The following is a 16386-nucleotide window of genomic DNA, read 5'->3' on the forward strand; positions in this document are numbered from 1 at the left end:
CGGCTCAGGGCTTCCGGTCGGGAGGCAGCGCGCTGGTGCCGAGTTCGGCGGTGCGTGCATCGACGGCCTCACGCAGGGCCTTGCCGGGCTTGAAGTGCGGCACCCGCTTCTCGGGAATCTGCACGCTCTCGCCCGAGCGCGGATTGCGCCCGATGCGCGGCGGACGCCGCGTGACGGAAAAGCTGCCGAAACCGCGGATCTCGATGCGGTGGCCGCGAACCAGCGCGTCGCTCATCGCGTCGAGGATGGTCTTGACGGCGTATTCGGCATCGCGGTGCGTCAGCTGCGCAAAGCGGGCTGCGAGTTCTTCGACAAGATCGGAGCGGGTCATAGGCCGGGCAAAAAACGGGGACGAAAAAAAAGACAGAGCGGCCCCAGGGCCTGCTCTGTCTTCGGACTCGACTTACTTGCTGTCGTTGTTGTCCAGCTTGGCGCGCAGCAGGGCGCCCAGGCTCGTCGTGCCCGCGTTCTCGCGTGACGACTGCTGGCTCAGGTTGGCCATGGCGCCTTGCTCGTCGACCATGTCCTTCTGCTTGATCGACAGCTGGATGTTGCGGGTCTTGCGATCCACGTTCACGACGATGGCGGTGACTTCGTCGCCTTCCTTCAGCACGTTGCGGGCATCTTCGACGCGATCGCGCGAGATTTCCGAAGCACGGAGGTAGCCGATGATGTCTTCGCCGAGGTCGATTTCAGCGCCGCGGGCGTCCACGGTCTTGACCTTGCCGGTCACGATCTGGCCCTTGTCGTTCACCGTGGTGAACGTGGTGAACGGGTCGCCGTCGAGCTGCTTGATGCCCAGGCTGATGCGCTCGCGGTCGACGTCGACGGCCAGCACGATCGCTTCGACTTCCTGGCCCTTCTTGTAATTGCGAACGGCGGTTTCGCCGGCTTCGTTCCACGAGAGGTCGGACAGGTGCACCAGGCCGTCGATGCCGGCAGCCAGGCCCACGAAAACGCCGAAGTCGGTGATCGACTTGATCGGGCCCTTGACGCGGTCGCCGCGCTTGGTGTTCTGCGCGAATTCCTGCCACGGATTGGCCTTGCACTGCTTCATGCCCAGGCTGATGCGGCGCTTCTCTTCGTCGATCTCGAGGACCATGACTTCGACTTCGTCGCCCAGCGAGACGATCTTGTTCGGAGCGATGTTCTTGTTGGTCCAGTCCATTTCGGAGACGTGCACCAGGCCTTCGATGCCGGGCTCGAGTTCGACGAACGCGCCGTAGTCGGCGATGTTCGTGACCTTGCCGAACAGGCGGGTCGACTGCGGGTAGCGGCGCGAAACGCCCATCCACGGGTCGTCGCCCATTTGCTTCAGACCCAACGAGACACGGTTCTTCTCGGTGTCGAACTTGAGGATCTTGGCGGTGATTTCCTGGCCGGCCTGAACGACTTCGCTCGGGTGGCGGACACGGCGCCATGCCATGTCGGTGATGTGCAGCAGGCCGTCGATGCCGCCGAGGTCCACGAACGCGCCGTATTCGGTGATGTTCTTGACCACACCGCGCACGACTGCGCCTTCCTTCAGCGTTTCCATCAGCTTGGCGCGCTCTTCGCCCATGCTGGCTTCGACCACGGCACGGCGCGACAGCACGACGTTGTTGCGCTTGCGGTCGAGCTTGATGACCTTGAATTCGAGGGTCTTGTTCTCGTAGGGGGTCAGGTCCTTGATCGGACGCGTGTCGATCAGCGAACCCGGCAGGAACGCGCGGATGCCGTTGACGAGCACCGTGAGGCCGCCCTTCACCTTGCCGCTGGTGGTGCCGGTGACGAAGTCGCCTGATTCCAGGGCCTTCTCGAGCGCGAGCCACGAAGCGAGGCGCTTGGCGGTGTCGCGCGACAGGATGGTGTCGCCGTAGCCGTTTTCGACGCTGCCGATGGCAACGGAAACGAAATCGCCGGCCTGGACTTCGAGTTCGCCCTTGTCGTTCTTGAACTCCTCGATCGGCACATACGCTTCGGACTTGAGACCGGCGTTGACGACGACGTGGTTGTGCTCGACGCGCACGACTTCGGCCGTGATGACCTCGCCGGTGCGCATTTCAGAACGCTTCAGGGACTCTTCGAACAGATCGGCAAAAGATTCAGACATTGATGGTTCCTTCCGTCAGGCAGGGTTGGCAGGCGCTCATGCGGAATTGCGTGCGACTGCGCTGAGGTCTGTAGACGGCGGTTGTTTGGGCGGTTGCCCGGTTGGTTGAACATCCCGGCGGGCCAGTGCGCTGTCGCGCGAGAAGAGCCTGCCGGAGCGGTGGGCGCCATCCGGAACCCGGCTGGCGCGAGCCTTTCAAGCGGGCTTGAAAGGCCGTCGGTTCAGTCGTTCAAGTGGGCTCGAACGGCTGGATCTGCTGCCACCATGCCAACACCTGATCGATCGATTGCGCGATGGACAGCTGGGAGTTGTCGAGGTGGCGGGCGTCGTGCGCCGGCTTCAGAGGGGCCACGCTGCGGGACGAATCCCTGGCGTCGCGCGCCTCCAGGTCGGAGCGAAGACTGTCGAGTGTAGTCGAAATACCCTTTGAAATCAACTGCTTATGCCGCCGCTCGGCGCGCTGGGCGGCGCTGGCGGTGAGAAAGACCTTGAGCGCCGCGTTGGGAAAGATCACGGTGCCCATGTCGCGCCCGTCGGCGACCAGGCCCGGCAGCTGCCGGAAGCGCTGCTGCAGGCCCAGCAGCGCCTCGCGCACGGCCGGCAGCGTCGAGACGCGCGAGGCGTCCATGCCCGCGGCTTCGGTGCGGATCTCGTCGCTCACGTCCTCGCCGCCGAGCAGCACCTTGCCCTCGGCGAAGTGCAGCGGCAGGGTGCTCGCGAGTGCGGCGATGCGCGCCTCTTGCGCCGGCTCGGCCTCGAGCCCGGCGCGCCGCATGGCGAGGCCGGTCACGCGGTAGAGCGATCCCGAATCGAGGTAGTGGTAGCCCAGCAGGCGCGCGACCTCTGCCGCGAGCGTGCCCTTGCCCGACGCCGTGGGGCCGTCGATGCAGATCACCGGGATCTCCGCGGCCCGTGCGACCGAGAACAGGGTCTCGAAGTAGTCGGGAAAGGTCTTGGCGACGCAGTGCGGCTCGAGAATGCGGACCGGCAGGCCGGCCGGATTGAACGCCGCGAGCGAGAAGCACATCGCCACGCGATGGTCGTCGTAGGTGCGGATGCTCGCCGGCCGCCAGAGCGCCGCAGCCAGCGGATGCACGCGGAGGAAGTCGGGGCCGGACTCGACCGTGGCGCCGAGCTTGCGCAACTCGTTGGCCATGGCCTCGATGCGGTCGGTTTCCTTGACCCGCCAGCTCGCGATGTTGCGCAGGGTGCTTGGGCCATCGGCGTAGAGCGCCATCACCGCGAGCGTCATGGCGGCATCGGGGATGTGGTTCGCGTCGAGGTCGATGGCCTTGAGCGGCCACGCGCCGCGCCGGACTTCGAGCCAGTTGGGCCCGCTGTCGACCTGCGCGCCCATCTGGCGGGCGGCGTCGATGAAACGGATGTCGCCCTGGATCGAGTCGGCACCCACGCCTTCGATGCGGATGCCGCTGGCGCCGGCATCGCCCGTGGCGATCGCGCCAAGGCCGATGAAATAGCTGGCCGACGAGGCGTCGGCCTCGACGTGGATGTCGCCGGGCGAGCGGTAGCTGCTGCCCGCGGGAATGGTGAAGCGTTCCCAGTTGTCGCGCTGCACCGCGATGCCGAAGCGCGCCAGCAGGTTCAGCGTGATCTCGATGTAGGGTTTGGAGATGAGTTCGCCGACCACTTCGATCACGACATCGCGTTCCGCCGCCAGTGGGAGTGCGAGCAGCAGCGCCGTGAGGAACTGGCTCGACACGTCGCCGCGCACGCGGATCGGCGCATCGAGCACCAGCGCGTCGCGGTCGACCGGGTGGATGCGCAGCGGCGGATAGCCGGGGTTGCCGAGGTAGTCGATGCGGCAGCCGAGCTGGGTCAGCGCATCGACGAGGTCGCCGATCGGGCGCTCGTGCATGCGCGGCACGCCGCTGAGTTCGAAGTCGCCGCCGAGCAGCGACAGCGCTGCGGTCAGCGGCCGCATCGCGGTGCCCGCGTTGCCCAGGAAAAGCGACAACAGCGCGCCGCCGGATTGGAACTGGCCGCCGATGCCGGTGATGCGCAGCGCCTTGCCCGAGGCCTCGACGCCGCAGCCGAGCGCGCGCAGCGCATCGAGCATCACGCGGGTGTCGTCCGAGTCGAGCAGGTCGTGAACGGTGGTGGTGCCGTTCGCGAGTGCAGCCAGCAGCAGCACGCGGTTCGAAATGCTCTTGGAGCCCGGCAGCTGCACCGTGCCGGCGGCGGACACGAGGGCGGGTAGGTCGAGGAAGGCGGTCGAAAACATGTCAGTGGCGCCCCCCGGCCGCCCGAAGCCGCTGACGCGCCCCCTCGGGGGGCAGCGATACGCAAAGCGATGAGCGTGGGGGCAGTTTCATTTCAGGCGTCCAGGGCGGAGGTGTCGCTGCCCGGCTGCCAGGCCGCGCGGGCCTTGCTGGCCATTGCAATCGCCTGCTCCAGCGCGTTGCCGTCGGCCGCGGCCATCAGCGCCTCCAGATCGAGCAGTGCCTGGCGGAAGGCCTGCGACTGCTGCAGCACCTGCTCGCGGTTGGCGAGCAGCACATCGCGCCACATGACCGGGTCGCTGGCCGCGATGCGAGAAAAATCTCGGAACCCGGGACCCGCGAGACGGAGGAAACGGTCGCCCTGCGGCTGGGAGAGCAGGGCGTTGGTGTAGGCAAAGGCCAGCAGATGCGGCAGGTGGCTCACGGCCGCGAAGGCGCTGTCGTGCTCCTCATGGGTCATGGTGAGCACGTTGGCGCCGATGCCGCTCCAGAGTTGCGAGGCGCGCTGCACGTTCGAGCGCAGCGTGGCCTTGACCGGCGTCAGCACCACCTTGCGGCCCGTGAAGAGCGAGGCCTCGGCATGCTCGACGCCCGACACTTCCTTGCCCGCGATCGGATGCGCCGGAACGAAATTCGCGAAGTGGTTCTGCAGGCCATGGCGCGCGGCCTCGATCACGTCGCCCTTGGTTGAACCCACGTCCATGATGAGCGTGTCGCTAGAAAGGCCGTGGCGGATGGCCTTGAATGTGGCCTCGGACGCCGCCACCGGCACCGCCAGCAGCACGAGGTCGGAGCCCGAGACCGACAGCAGCGCTGACGGCGCGGCGACGTCGATCACGCCGAGTTGGCGCGCCCGCTCGGTGGTGGACGGCGACTTGCTGTAGCCCACCACGCGCTTCACCAGCCGGGCGCGCTTGAGCGCGAGCGCGAAGGAGCCGCCGATGAGCCCGCAGCCGATCAATCCCAATTGCTCGAACATGGTGCGCGTCCGGTCAGGCTTTGACGGGATAGGCGCCGAGCACCTTGTAGAAAGCGCAGAGGCCGCGAAGCTCGGCCAGCGCCGCCGCCACGTTGGGCTGCGAAGGATGGCCATCGAGGTCGATGTAGAAGTAGTACTCCCACTGGCCGGTACGCGCGGGCCGTGACTCGAAGCGGGTCATCGAGACGTTGTTGACCTTGAGCGGCACGAGCAGGTCGTGCACGGCGCCCGGTCGGTTGGGCACCGAGACGATCAGGCTGGTGCAGTCGCGCCCCGATGCAGGCGGCATGGCGAGCGTCTGCGGCAGGCAGATCACCGAGAAGCGGGTGCGGTTGTACGAGTCGTCCTGGATAGCGTGCGCGACGATGTGCAGGCCGAAGCGCGTGGCCGCCCGCTCGCCCGCCAGAGCGGCCCATGCCGGGTTCGATGCGGCGAGCCGGGCGCCTTCGGCGTTGCTCGAGACGGCGCGCCGTTCGGCATTCGGCAGGTGCTTCGAGAGCCAGGTCTGGCACTGCGCGAGCGCCTGCGGATGGGCCAGCACGGCCTCGACGCCCTCGAGCGTGTTGCTGGTGCGCAGCAGATGATGGCGCACGAGCAGGCTGACTTCGCCGACCACATGGGTGGGCGAGTGCAGGAACAGGTCGAGCGAGCGCGTGACCACGCCTTCGGTGGAGTTTTCGACCCCGACCACGCCGTACTGGGCGCTGCCTGCGGCCGTGGCGTGGAACACCTCGTCGAAGCTGGCGCAATAGACCAGGTCGGCGGCACCGCCGAAGTATTCGATCGCGGCCTGTTCGCAGAAGGTGCCTTCGGGCCCGAGCACGGCCACGCGCTGCGGCGATTCGAGTGCCAGGCAGGCCGACATGATCTCGCGCCAGATGGCGGCCACGTGCAGGTCCTTGAGCGGACCGCCGTTGCTCTTCTGCATCTTCTCGATGACCTGCGCCACGCGGTCGGGGCGAAAGAACGGGGTGCCTTCGCGCTTCTTGACCTCGCCGACCTGTTCGGCCACATGGGCGCGCTCGTTGAGCAGGGCGAGCAGTTGCTGGTCGAGCGAATCGATCTGCACACGCAGATCAGACAGGCTGTCGGAATTTTCGGGGGAAGAGGGCGGTGTGGGTGCGGAGGCGGTCATCGTGGCGAGCAGCGGCTGGGCATGCCCCTAGGCATGCGATCGCTCGAATTCTCGCATGTAGCCCACGAGTGCCTGCACGCCTTCGAGCGGCATCGCGTTGTAGATGCTCGCGCGCATGCCGCCCACCGACTTGTGGCCCTTGAGCTGCAGCAGGCCCGCTTCGCGCGCACCTGCCAGAAAGGCGTCGTTGCGGCTTTCGTCCTGCAGGAAGAACGGCACGTTCATGCGTGACCGGCAGCCCGGATCGATCCTGTTGACGTAGAACGAGGAGGCGTCGATGAAGTCGTACAGCAGCTTCGCCTTGGCGATGTTGCGCTGCTCCATGGCGGCCACCCCGCTCAGCGTGCCTTCGGTCTGCTGCAGGAGCCACTGGAACGTGAGCCCTGCCATGTAGATGCCCCAGGTCGGCGGGGTGTTGTACATGGACTTGTTGTCGGCCACGGTCTTGTAGTTGAACGCGCTCGGGCAGATCTCGAGCGCACGGCCGAGCAGGTCGTCACGCACGATCACGAGCGTGAGCCCGGCCGGGCCGAGGTTTTTCTGCGCACCGCCGAAGGCGAGGCCGACGCGGCGCCAGTCGACGCTGCGCGATGCGACGTGCGAGGAGAAGTCGATCACCAGCGGCGCGCTGCTGCCGAGCGCTGCGAGATCGGGAAGTTCGTGGAATTCGACGCCGTTGATGGTCTCGTTGGTGCAGACGTGCACGTACGAGGCATCGTTGCCGAGTTGCCAGGTTGCAGGATCGGGCAGGCGCGTGTGCTGGTCGCCGGCATTGCTGGCCGCGACGTGCGCGGTGCAATAGCGCTGGGCTTCCTTCTGGGACTTGATGCTCCAGCTGCCCGTGATGACGAAGTCGGCGGTGGTGCCGCGCGACAGGTTCATTGGCACGATGGCGTTTTCGCCGAGCCCGCCACCCTGCATGAAGAGGATGTGGAAGTGTTCTGGAACGGCCAGCAGCTGGCGGATGTCGGCTTCGGCCTGCGTGCAGATGGCGCCGAACTCCTTGCCTCGATGGCTCATCTCCATCACGCTCATGCCGCTGTCTTGCCAGTCGAGCATGTCGGCGGCAGCGCGTTGCAGCACCGCCTCCGGCATGGCGGCCGGGCCCGCCGAGAAGTTGTACGGGCGCGTGCCGGCGGGCATGGGCTGCTGCTGGGGCGTCACGTCACTTCTTGTTGTTGTTAGACGAGGACCTGGCCGGGGCCTTGGCGGGCGCCGCGCCTTGCGAGCCGCCCGTGGGGGCACCGAGTGCCTTGGCCACGTTCTCGTCGAGCGCGCGCATCTTGGGCTCGATGGTGGCGCGCGTTTCGGTCACGAGCTTCTCGGTCAGCGCGGTCTGCATCTTCGGATTGAGGTCTTGGTACTTCTTGCTGAGCGGCGAGTTGATCCAGGCCAGCAGCTGCTTGAGCTCGTCTTCGCTGAAGTTCTGCTCGAGGATCGGGGTCAGCGCGCCAGGTGCGAGCTGCACGGCCTTGTCGCGCACGATCGGATAGGACTCGTCGAAGTACTTCTTGAGCTCGGCGTCGGCGGCCTTGGCGGCAGCTTCGCGCTTGGCTTCGGGCACCTGCGTCTGCAGGTACTGCGAGCCGGCCTGCGCGATCGGGGCGCTCGATTGCTCGATCAGGCCACGCGCGAGCGATTCGATGCCGGGGCGCTGCACGTCGATGAACTGCTTGATGAGCGCGGCCTTGTCCTGGGCCATGGCGGCCATCGAACTGCCGGCCAGTGCGACCGTCAGAAGTGCGAGCTTGTATTTTTTCACTGAGGATTCTCCGTTGAAGATGTGGAAGTGTCGTCCGCGTCCGGCTCGATGTCGCCGTTTGCGTCGTTCTCGACGATACGCTGTAGCCCGCTGAGTTTTGCGCCTTCGTCGAGCCCGATCAGCGTGACGCCCTGCGTTGCGCGACCTAGTTCACGAATTTCGGCAACACGGGTGCGCACGAGCACGCCCTTGTCGGTGATGAGCATGATCTCGTCGTCCGCATGCACGAGGGTGGCGGCAACGACCTTGCCGTTGCGCTCACTCTGTTGAATCGCAATCATGCCTTTGGTTCCGCGACCATGCCGCGTGTACTCGGTAATGCTTGTGCGTTTACCGTAACCATTTTCGGTGGCAGTCAGCACGCTCTGCTGCTCGTCCTCCGCCACCAGCATCGCGATCACGCCCTGGCCTGGCTCGAGCGACATGCCGCGCACGCCGCGCGCATTGCGGCCCAGCGGGCGCACGTCTTCCTCGTCGAAACGCACGGCCTTGCCACCGTCGCTAAACAGCATCACGTCGTGCTTGCCGTCGGTCAGCGCGGCGCCGATGAGGTAGTCGCCCTCATCGAGGTTCACCGCGATGATGCCGCCCTTTCGCGGGTTGTTGAACTCGTCGAGCGTGGTCTTCTTGACCGTGCCCATCGAAGTCGCCATGAAGACGTACTGGTCGGCCGGGAAGTTGCGCTTCTCGCCGGTGAGCGCGAGCGCGACGTTGATCTTCTCGCCTTCCTGCAGCGGGAACATGTTGACGATGGGACGCCCGCGAGAACCGCGCGAGCCTGCCGGCACTTCCCAGACCTTGAGCCAATACAGGCGGCCGCGGTTGGAGAAGCACAGGATGTAGTCGTGCGTGTTGGCGATGAAGAGCTGGTCGATCCAGTCGTCTTCCTTGGTCACCGTGGCTTGCTTGCCGCGGCCGCCGCGCTTCTGGGCGCGGTATTCGTGGAGCGGCTGGCTCTTGATGTAGCCGCTGTGCGACAGCGTGACCACCATGTCGGTGGGCGTGATCAGGTCTTCGGTCGAGAGGTCGAAGGCACTGTGCTCGACCAGACTGCGGCGCGCGCCGAGCTTCGATTGGCCGAACTCCTGCTTGATCGCGCCGAGTTCCTCGCCAATGATGACCGAGACGCGCTCGGGCTTGGACAGGATGTCGAGCAGGTCGTCGATCTCGGCCATGACGTCCTTGTACTCGGCGACGATCTTGTCCTGCTCGAGGCCGGTCAGGCGCTGCAGGCGCATCTGCAGGATCTCCTGCGCCTGGGTTTCCGAGAGGCGATAGAGGCCGTCGCCGCCCATGCCGAACTCGCGCTCGAGGCCTTCGGGGCGGTAGTCGTCGGCGTTGATCACGCCGCCGTCGGCCCGCGTGCGCGTGAGCATCTCGCGCACCAGCTTGCTGTCCCAACTGCGGGTCATGAGCTCGGCCTTGGCCACCGGCGGGGTGGGCGCGTTGCGGATGATCGAGATGAACTCGTCGATGTTGGCGAGCGCCACCGCCAGGCCCTCGAGCACGTGGCCGCGTTCGCGCGCCTTGCGCAGCGTGAACACGGTGCGCCGCGTGACCACCTCGCGGCGGTGCTGCAGGAAGACCTGGATCAGGTCCTTGAGGTTGCAGAGCTTGGGCTGGCCGTCGACCAGCGCCACCATGTTGATGCCGAAGGTGTCCTGCAGCTGCGTCTGCTTGTAGAGGTTGTTCAGCACCACTTCGGGCACTTCGCCGCGCTTGAGTTCGATCACCAGGCGCATGCCCGACTTGTCGGACTCGTCCTGGATGTGGCTGATGCCCTCGATCTTCTTCTCGTGCACCAGCTCGGCCATGCGCTCCTGCAGCGTCTTCTTGTTGACCTGGTAGGGGAGCTCGTCGACGATGATCGCCTGGCGCTGGCCGCGGTCGATGTCCTCGAAGTGGCACTTGGCGCGCATCACGACCTTGCCGCGGCCGGTGCGGTAGCCGTCGCGCACGCCATTGATGCCGTAGATGATGCCGGCGGTCGGGAAGTCGGGCGCCGGCACGATCTCCATCAGCTCATCGATGCTCGCCTCCGGATGGCGCAGCAGGTGCAGACAGGCGTCGACTACCTCATTGAGGTTGTGCGGCGGAATATTGGTGGCCATGCCGACTGCAATACCGCCGGAGCCATTCACCAGCAAATTCGGCACCTTGCTCGGCAGAACCTTCGGCTCTTTTTCGGAGCCGTCGTAATTGTCCTGAAAATCGACCGTTTCCTTGTCGATATCGGACAGCATTTCGTGCGCAATTTTGGCCAGCCGGATTTCCGTATACCGCATTGCGGCCGCGTTGTCTCCGTCCACAGACCCGAAGTTGCCCTGGCCGTCCACCAGCATGTGGCGCATGGAGAAATCCTGCGCCAGCCGCACGATCGTGTCGTAGACCGACTGGTCGCCGTGCGGGTGGTACTTACCGATCACGTCGCCCACGATGCGGGCGGACTTCTTGTAGGCGCGGTTCCAGTCGTTGTTGAGCTCGTGCATCGCGAAGAGCACGCGCCGATGCACAGGTTTCAGGCCGTCCCGCGCGTCGGGAAGCGCTCGGCCCACGATCACGCTCATGGCGTAATCGAGATAGCTGCTGCGCATTTCCTCTTCGAGACTGATGGGCAGGGTTTCTTTGGCGAAGGAGGTCATTGAGGCGAGAGGCTGGCGGCAGAAGGCGGAATTTTACGCTCTGAGGGGTGTCGCTCCGCCGCAACACAAGGCGGCTATTCCGCCTCCGTCCTACGCTTCCGGGGCGCCCAGCGGCCTGTTTGCCAAAGACCCTATGGCACAATCGCCTCAACGTTTTGGGTGGTGGTCACTTAAAGCGTCCTTGATTCGCAGCGCGGCTGCGGCTTTTTCCCCAAGAGGAGAACCATGAAGAAACTGAATAAAGTGGCGATGATGTTTGCAGTCGCTGCGCTCGCCACTGCCGCCGGCGCGCAGACCCGTGTCACCGCTGCGAATGGCGGCCCTACCATTGACAACTGGCAGAACGGCACCGGCGAACTCGTCTGGAAAAACGGCACGAACGAACTGTGCTGGCGCGATGCCAACTGGACGCCCGCCACTGCCGCTGCTGGTTGCGACGGTGCTCTGGTTCCTGCTGCACCTGCAGCCGTTGCGCCCACCCCGGCTGCTCCGGTCGCTCCTGCGCCTGCACCGCAAGTCGCCGCTTCGAAGGTCACCTTCGCTGCCGACGCCTTCTTCGACTTCGACAAGTCGGTCCTCAAGCCTGAAGGTCGCGCCAAGCTGACCGACCTGGTTTCGAAGATCCGCGACGTCAACCTCGAAGTGATCATCGCTGTGGGCCATACCGACTCGATCGGTTCGGACGCCTACAACCAGCGTCTGTCGGTGCGCCGCGCCGAAGCCGTGAAGGCCTTCCTGGTCTCGCAAGGCATCGAACGCAACCGCGTCTACACCGAAGGCAAGGGCGAGAAGCAGCCAGTGGCTGACAACCGCACCAAGGAAGGCCGCGCCAAGAACCGTCGCGTGGAAATCGAAGTGGTCGGCACCCGCGCCACCCGCTGATTCGATTGAACCGCTCAAAAGAACCCCGCTTCGGCGGGGTTTTTTTATGCCCGTCTGTTTCTCGCAGGCGCTGAATGGCCCGGGCTCCCGCGACCGTTCTCCGTTTCATAATCGTGGCATGACAGACCAAGTGAATGCCGACCCGGCCGAACTCGCCAAGTTTTCTGAACTGGCCCATCGCTGGTGGGATATGGACGGCGAATTCCGGCCGCTCCATGAAATCAATCCGCTGCGACTTGAATGGATCGATTCCATTGCGCCGATCTCGGGCCGCAAAGTGCTCGATATCGGCTGCGGCGGAGGCATCCTCGCGGATTCGATGGCGAGGAAGGGTGCCGACGTGCTCGGCATCGACCTTGCCGGCAAGGCGCTCAAGGTGGCGCGCCTTCATGCGCTCGAGGCCGGCACGAGCGGCGTCAAGTACCGCGAGGTCAGCGCCGAGGCGCTGGCGGCCGAGCAGCCGGGCGGTTTCGATGTCGTCACCTGCATGGAGATGCTCGAGCACGTGCCCGAGCCCGCGTCGGTGGTCCAGGCCTGTGCCACGCTCGTGAAGCCCGGCGGCTGGGTGTTCTTCTCGACGATCAACCGCAACCTCAAGTCCTTCGCGTTCGCGATCGTGGGTGCCGAATACGTGCTGGGCATGCTGCCGCGCGGAACGCACGAGTACGCGAAGCTGATCCGCCCGAGCGAACTCGCCGCGCACTGCCGCGCCGCGGGGCTCGACCTGCGGCAGACCCGCGGCATGGAGCACAACCCGCTCACGCGCCGCTATTGGCTCAGCGCCGACACGAGCGTCAACTACATGTTCGCCACGCAGAAGCCGGCTGTGCCGGGGCCGCAAGCGTGACGCGCGCTCCCATCCAGGCCGTGCTGTTCGACCTCGACGGCACGCTGGTCGACAGCGCGCCCGACCTCGGCGCGGCGGCCGACAAGATGCGCACCGACCGCGGGCTCCCGTCGTATCCGCTGGAGCGCTACCGCTTCATGGCCGGTGCCGGTGCGCGTGGCATGCTCGGCGTCGCGTTCGGCATCACGCCTGACGCGCCGGAGTTCCCCGAACTGCGCGAAGAGTTCTTCGTGGCGTATGAAAAACGCATGCTGCTCAACACGCAGGTGTTCGATGGCGTGCAGGCGCTCATCGAGGCCATCCATGAACGGGGCCTGGCCTGGGGCGTGGTCACCAACAAGTCGAAGCGCTTCACCGACCCGCTGACGCGCGCCATCCCGCTCTTCGCGAGCGCCGGCGCCATCGTGAGCGGCGACACCACGCCCTATTCGAAGCCGCACCCGGAGCCGCTGCACGAAGCTGCGCGACGCCTTGAAGTACCGTCCGGCGCCTGCATCTACGTGGGCGACGACGAGCGCGACATCATCGCCGGTCGCGCCGCGGGCATGCGGACAGTCGCGGCGACCTACGGCTACATGGGGCCGCAGGCCGACGCGACCCTCTGGAATGCCGATGCTACGATTTCAACGCCCCTGGCGCTCTTGAAGTTACTCGATTAGGCCTAAAATGAGTCGCTTGGGGCTGCACTGGTTTCGACGTGGGTTCGGAATCGCAGCGGGGCATGTCGAGCTGAATGCGCTCGTAAAACAGATTCAAACAAACTAACTGCAAACGACGAACGTTTCGCACTCGCTGCTTAATTGCCAGTGAGCCTTGCAACAGTTGGCCGATGGGCTGGGCAAGGGGGTCTGGAGCAATCCTGACCTCCCGGCTGCAAGGATAATTACATGGGCTGGCTCCGATCCGGGTACCTTGGGTCGGGGCGAGAAAATAGGGTACTGGCGTCCGGTTTAGCGTGTGACTGCGCGACTCCGGAAGCGAGACTTAAATCAGATCACTAAACATGTAGAACTGCGCGAAGAAGGCTTGCGGACGGGGGTTCAAATCCCCCCAGCTCCACCACACAACGTCCAAGGGCGTTCACTGAGGTTCAGTGAACGCCCTTTTCCATTGAAGAAGCTTTCGGTGTGCGACGTTCGAACAGCTCCACGACAACACTCCGCAGCCAATTCAGGCCGGCGTCGTTCTCGAATCGCCGATGCCAGCGCAGTTGCACGTCGATGGCGGGAAGGTCGAACGGCAACGCCATCAGACGGTAGCTTCCTTCGCCATTGAAGGCGTGCGCGACACTGTGCGGAAGGATGGCGGCCAGATCGGTATGGCGCAGGATCTCGGGCGCCACGGTGAAGTGGGGCAGTCTGAGCACGATGTCCCGATCGATCGCCAGATCGAAAAGCCATTGCTCGAGCATGTGGTGGCCCGTCGCGTCGCTGTCGGCGAAAACATAGTGCAGCCGCCGCACATCGTCGGCCGTCAGCACGTGGGTGGGATGAGGATGCCCTGCACGCACCATGCAGACGTGATGGTCCTGAAACAGCGTGTGCGAGGCGCACTGGGCTGACAGTCCCGGCACATAGCCGAGCGCGAGGTCGATGTCTCCAGAACGCATGGCCGTCTCCAGCGCGTGCAACGGCGTCGGCACGATCTCGAAGCGCACAGACGGTGCCCTCGTCCGCAGTGTGTCGAGCAGCGGCGGCAAGAAGTAGAACGCCGACATGTCGGACATCGAGACGCGGAACGTGCGCATGGCGGTGTCCGGGTCGAAGCCCGAATGCTGTTGAAGCGCGGCGCCGATGATGCTCAATGCCTGATCGATGGGGCCGTGCAGGCGCACCGCGGCGGCCGTGGGCAGCATGCCGCCCGGCGTGCGCACGAACAACGGGTCGTCGAACAGGTCGCGCAACCGGCGAAGGCAGTGGCTGACTGCGGGCTGCGTCAGCGCCAGCCGATCGCCGGCAAGCGTGAGGCTGTGGGTATCCCAGATTGCCAGGAACACGCGCAACAGATTCAGGTCGGCGGTACCGACATTAATTTTGGACATTCCGGAAATTCCAAACGTTGATTTGACGCATTTTGTGGGTCAAAGATATGGTCCACCCGTGTGTACCCGTCAGAGGAATTGAAATGCGCATGAAACAAGAGGGCAGGATCTTGCCGTGTTTTCGCTCGCGGCTGTTCATCGCGGCCTCGTCTGCGGTCTTTGTTGCCGCCTGCGGAGGCGGCTCCGGCAAAACCTTCGCGCCCCTGCCGGTTGTGGGTGGCGGTGCCGAGCCGCCGCAGGCGCAGCCCGAGCTCTCGCGCTGCGCCACGCTGGCAGGCACGACGCTGGCGAACACCACGTTCACCGCCTCGGAAGACGTTCCTGCAGGCAGCTTCCTGACCCCTTCGGGCGCTACCGTCAGTGACGTGCCTGCGTTCTGCCGTCTCGCCGCGACGTTGAAGCCGGCCGCGGAGTCCGACATCAAGGTGGAGCTGTGGATGCCCGCGAGCAACTGGAACGGCAAGTTCCTCGGCGTGGGCAACGGCGGCGCCGCCGGGACCATCCGGTACAACGACTTGGGAGTCGGCTTGCGGCGAGGCTACGCCGTCGCCACCACGGACATGGGCACCGGCCCCGACGGCGTGACCGCGGTGGTCGGCAAGATGGAGAAGATCGTGGACTACGGGTACCGGTCCACGCACCTGATGACCACCTTCTCGAAGGACATGCTCCAGCGGTTCTATGCGGCGACCCCTTCGCGGTCGTACTTCATGGCTTGCTCCACCGGTGGAGCACAGGGCGTCCAGGAGGCGCTGAAGTTTCCGCAGGACTACGACGGCATCGTCGTCGGTGCCATGGCGCACGACCGCGTGCCCGCCCACGTCTCGGGGCTTTGGGCCTACGCAGTGACGCAGAAGGACATGACCACCTACCTGACGCCCGAAAAGCGCAAGCTGTGGGCGGACAAGGTCATGGCGAGTTGCGACGGGCTCGACGGCCTCGAGGACGGGCTTGTCGGCCGGCCCGACAGGTGCACCGTCGACCCCGCCGTCCTGCAATGCGCGGCGGGCGGCGATGGCGCGGACTGCCTCTCCGCGGGCCAGGTCGATGCCTTGCGCAAGATCTATGCAGGACCCGTTCATGCCGTCACCGGCGAAAAGCTCTACCCCGGGTTTCTTCGCGGCACGGAGCTCAGCTTCACCACAGCGGTTCCGTCGCCGACCAACGTCTCCGACGGCGGCAACTTCCTGTTCCAGTGGATCTGGGGCAAGAACTGGGACTGGCGCACCTTCGATTTCGGAAGCGACGTGGATGTGATGCGCAACATGCTCAACCATGCCGTCGATGCGAACAAGGGCGACCTCTCCGCCTTCAAGGATCGCGGCGGGAAGATGATCCTGTTCCAGGGTCTCATCGACTTCGTGGCGGCGCCCGAGGGAACGCTGAACTTCCTCAAGGGCGTGGAGAAGGCGATGCCTGGCCAGTCAGACCATTTCGTCAAGTTGTTCAACGCACCTGGCATGGCGCACTGCCGCGGCGGCCCGGGTCCGAACTACTTCGGCAACTGGGCGGGCAACGCCCCGGTGCCTTTCCCGCAAAATCCGACCGACCCCACCCTGGACTTGCTGGCGGCCATGGAGCACTGGGTCGAGAAAGGGCGCACGCCCAACGAAATCATCGCCACCAAGTACGCAGGCAACCAGCCCACCGGCGCCGTCGAACGGACCATGCCCCTGTGCGCGTGGCCGAAGGTGAGCAAGTACAAGGGAACTGGCGACGTCGATTCCGCCGGCAGCTTCAGCTGCGTCGACCCTGATTGAGTGGGC

13 protein-coding genes and 1 other RNA gene are annotated in these 16386 nt (G+C 65.3%); 5 read left to right on the forward strand and 9 right to left on the reverse strand.

Going from position 1 to position 16386, the window contains the following annotated elements:
* Positions 1–4 precede the first annotated feature (4 nt).
* From AC3A6G_RS08345 to gyrA, 8 genes are all read right to left on the reverse strand, one after another.
* Positions 5–367: an integration host factor subunit beta gene (locus tag AC3A6G_RS08345; RefSeq protein ID WP_487860051.1), complete on the reverse strand. Its 363-nt coding sequence runs from the start codon at positions 365–367 to the stop codon at positions 5–7.
* A 36-nt stretch (positions 368–403) separates the two neighbouring features.
* A complete protein-coding gene (rpsA, locus tag AC3A6G_RS08350; protein ID WP_487859801.1) occupies positions 404–2092 on the reverse strand; it encodes a 30S ribosomal protein S1 in 1689 nt (562 codons plus the stop codon).
* A 229-nt stretch (positions 2093–2321) separates the two neighbouring features.
* The gene (locus AC3A6G_RS08355; protein ID WP_487859802.1) at positions 2322–4334 is read right to left on the reverse strand and encodes a bifunctional 3-phosphoshikimate 1-carboxyvinyltransferase/cytidylate kinase; all 2013 of its coding nucleotides are present in this window, start codon (positions 4332–4334) and stop codon (positions 2322–2324) included.
* Between the two features lie 92 nt (positions 4335–4426).
* Positions 4427–5311 carry a prephenate dehydrogenase gene (locus AC3A6G_RS08360; protein WP_487873521.1) on the reverse strand — a complete coding sequence of 295 codons (885 nt, stop codon included), beginning with the start codon at positions 5309–5311 and terminating at the stop codon, positions 4427–4429.
* 13 nt (positions 5312–5324) lie between these two features.
* Entirely contained in the window at positions 5325–6446 is a 1122-nt protein-coding gene (gene pheA / locus AC3A6G_RS08365; protein ID WP_487859804.1) for a prephenate dehydratase, read from the reverse strand.
* Between the two features lie 27 nt (positions 6447–6473).
* Positions 6474–7589, reverse strand: a complete 1116-nt coding sequence (serC, locus tag AC3A6G_RS08370) for a 3-phosphoserine/phosphohydroxythreonine transaminase (protein ID WP_487873601.1) — start codon at positions 7587–7589, stop codon at positions 6474–6476.
* 22 nt (positions 7590–7611) lie between these two features.
* Complete coding sequence (locus AC3A6G_RS08375; RefSeq protein WP_487873522.1) at positions 7612–8208, reverse strand: DUF2059 domain-containing protein; 597 nt, start codon at positions 8206–8208, stop codon at positions 7612–7614.
* Complete coding sequence (gene gyrA / locus AC3A6G_RS08380) at positions 8205–10850, reverse strand: DNA gyrase subunit A (protein ID WP_487863460.1); 2646 nt, start codon at positions 10848–10850, stop codon at positions 8205–8207. Before gyrA ends, AC3A6G_RS08375 begins: the two co-directional genes overlap by 4 nt.
* A gap of 225 nt (positions 10851–11075) precedes the next feature.
* On the opposite strand from gyrA, the gene ompA reads away from it, so the two are divergent.
* From ompA to ssrA, 4 genes are all read left to right on the forward strand, one after another.
* Complete coding sequence (ompA, locus tag AC3A6G_RS08385) at positions 11076–11732, forward strand: outer membrane protein OmpA (RefSeq protein WP_487859807.1); 657 nt, start codon at positions 11076–11078, stop codon at positions 11730–11732.
* Between the two features lie 118 nt (positions 11733–11850).
* Complete coding sequence (ubiG, locus tag AC3A6G_RS08390) at positions 11851–12579, forward strand: bifunctional 2-polyprenyl-6-hydroxyphenol methylase/3-demethylubiquinol 3-O-methyltransferase UbiG (protein ID WP_487859808.1); 729 nt, start codon at positions 11851–11853, stop codon at positions 12577–12579.
* Positions 12576–13238, forward strand: coding sequence for an HAD-IA family hydrolase (locus tag AC3A6G_RS08395; protein ID WP_487859809.1), 663 nt, complete (start codon positions 12576–12578; stop codon positions 13236–13238). Before ubiG ends, AC3A6G_RS08395 begins: the two co-directional genes overlap by 4 nt.
* An 18-nt stretch (positions 13239–13256) precedes the next feature.
* Positions 13257–13641, forward strand: a transfer-messenger RNA (tmRNA) gene (gene ssrA / locus AC3A6G_RS08400).
* A 28-nt stretch (positions 13642–13669) separates the two neighbouring features.
* On the opposite strand, the gene AC3A6G_RS08405 is transcribed toward ssrA, so the two are convergent.
* The gene (locus tag AC3A6G_RS08405) at positions 13670–14620 is read right to left on the reverse strand and encodes a LysR family transcriptional regulator (protein ID WP_487873523.1); all 951 of its coding nucleotides are present in this window, start codon (positions 14618–14620) and stop codon (positions 13670–13672) included.
* Between the two features lie 83 nt (positions 14621–14703).
* On the opposite strand from AC3A6G_RS08405, the gene AC3A6G_RS08410 reads away from it, so the two are divergent.
* A complete protein-coding gene (locus tag AC3A6G_RS08410; RefSeq protein WP_487873524.1) occupies positions 14704–16380 on the forward strand; it encodes a tannase/feruloyl esterase family alpha/beta hydrolase in 1677 nt (558 codons plus the stop codon).
* The last annotated feature ends 6 nt before the right edge of the window (positions 16381–16386 follow it).

It is taken from the genome of Variovorax sp. Soil_C_26, assembly GCF_057657075.1.

Bases quoted from the DNA above. Each gene is read 5' to 3' on its own strand.
- serC (WP_487873601.1), bottom strand. From the start codon at position 7,589: ATGCCCGCCGGCACGCGCCCGTACAACTTCTCGGCGGGCCCGGCCGCC.
- AC3A6G_RS08355 (WP_487859802.1), bottom strand. From the start codon at position 4,334: ATGTTTTCGACCGCCTTCCTCGACCTACCCGCCCTCGTGTCCGCCGCC.
- AC3A6G_RS08360 (WP_487873521.1), bottom strand. From the start codon at position 5,311: ATGTTCGAGCAATTGGGATTGATCGGCTGCGGGCTCATCGGCGGCTCC.
- gyrA (WP_487863460.1), bottom strand. From the start codon at position 10,850: ATGACCTCCTTCGCCAAAGAAACCCTGCCCATCAGTCTCGAAGAGGAA.
- AC3A6G_RS08405 (WP_487873523.1), bottom strand. From the start codon at position 14,620: ATGTCCAAAATTAATGTCGGTACCGCCGACCTGAATCTGTTGCGCGTG.
- pheA (WP_487859804.1), bottom strand. From the start codon at position 6,446: ATGACCGCCTCCGCACCCACACCGCCCTCTTCCCCCGAAAATTCCGAC.
- ompA (WP_487859807.1), top strand. From the start codon at position 11,076: ATGAAGAAACTGAATAAAGTGGCGATGATGTTTGCAGTCGCTGCGCTC.
- AC3A6G_RS08410 (WP_487873524.1), top strand. From the start codon at position 14,704: ATGCGCATGAAACAAGAGGGCAGGATCTTGCCGTGTTTTCGCTCGCGG.
- rpsA (WP_487859801.1), bottom strand. From the start codon at position 2,092: ATGTCTGAATCTTTTGCCGATCTGTTCGAAGAGTCCCTGAAGCGTTCT.
- ubiG (WP_487859808.1), top strand. From the start codon at position 11,851: ATGACAGACCAAGTGAATGCCGACCCGGCCGAACTCGCCAAGTTTTCT.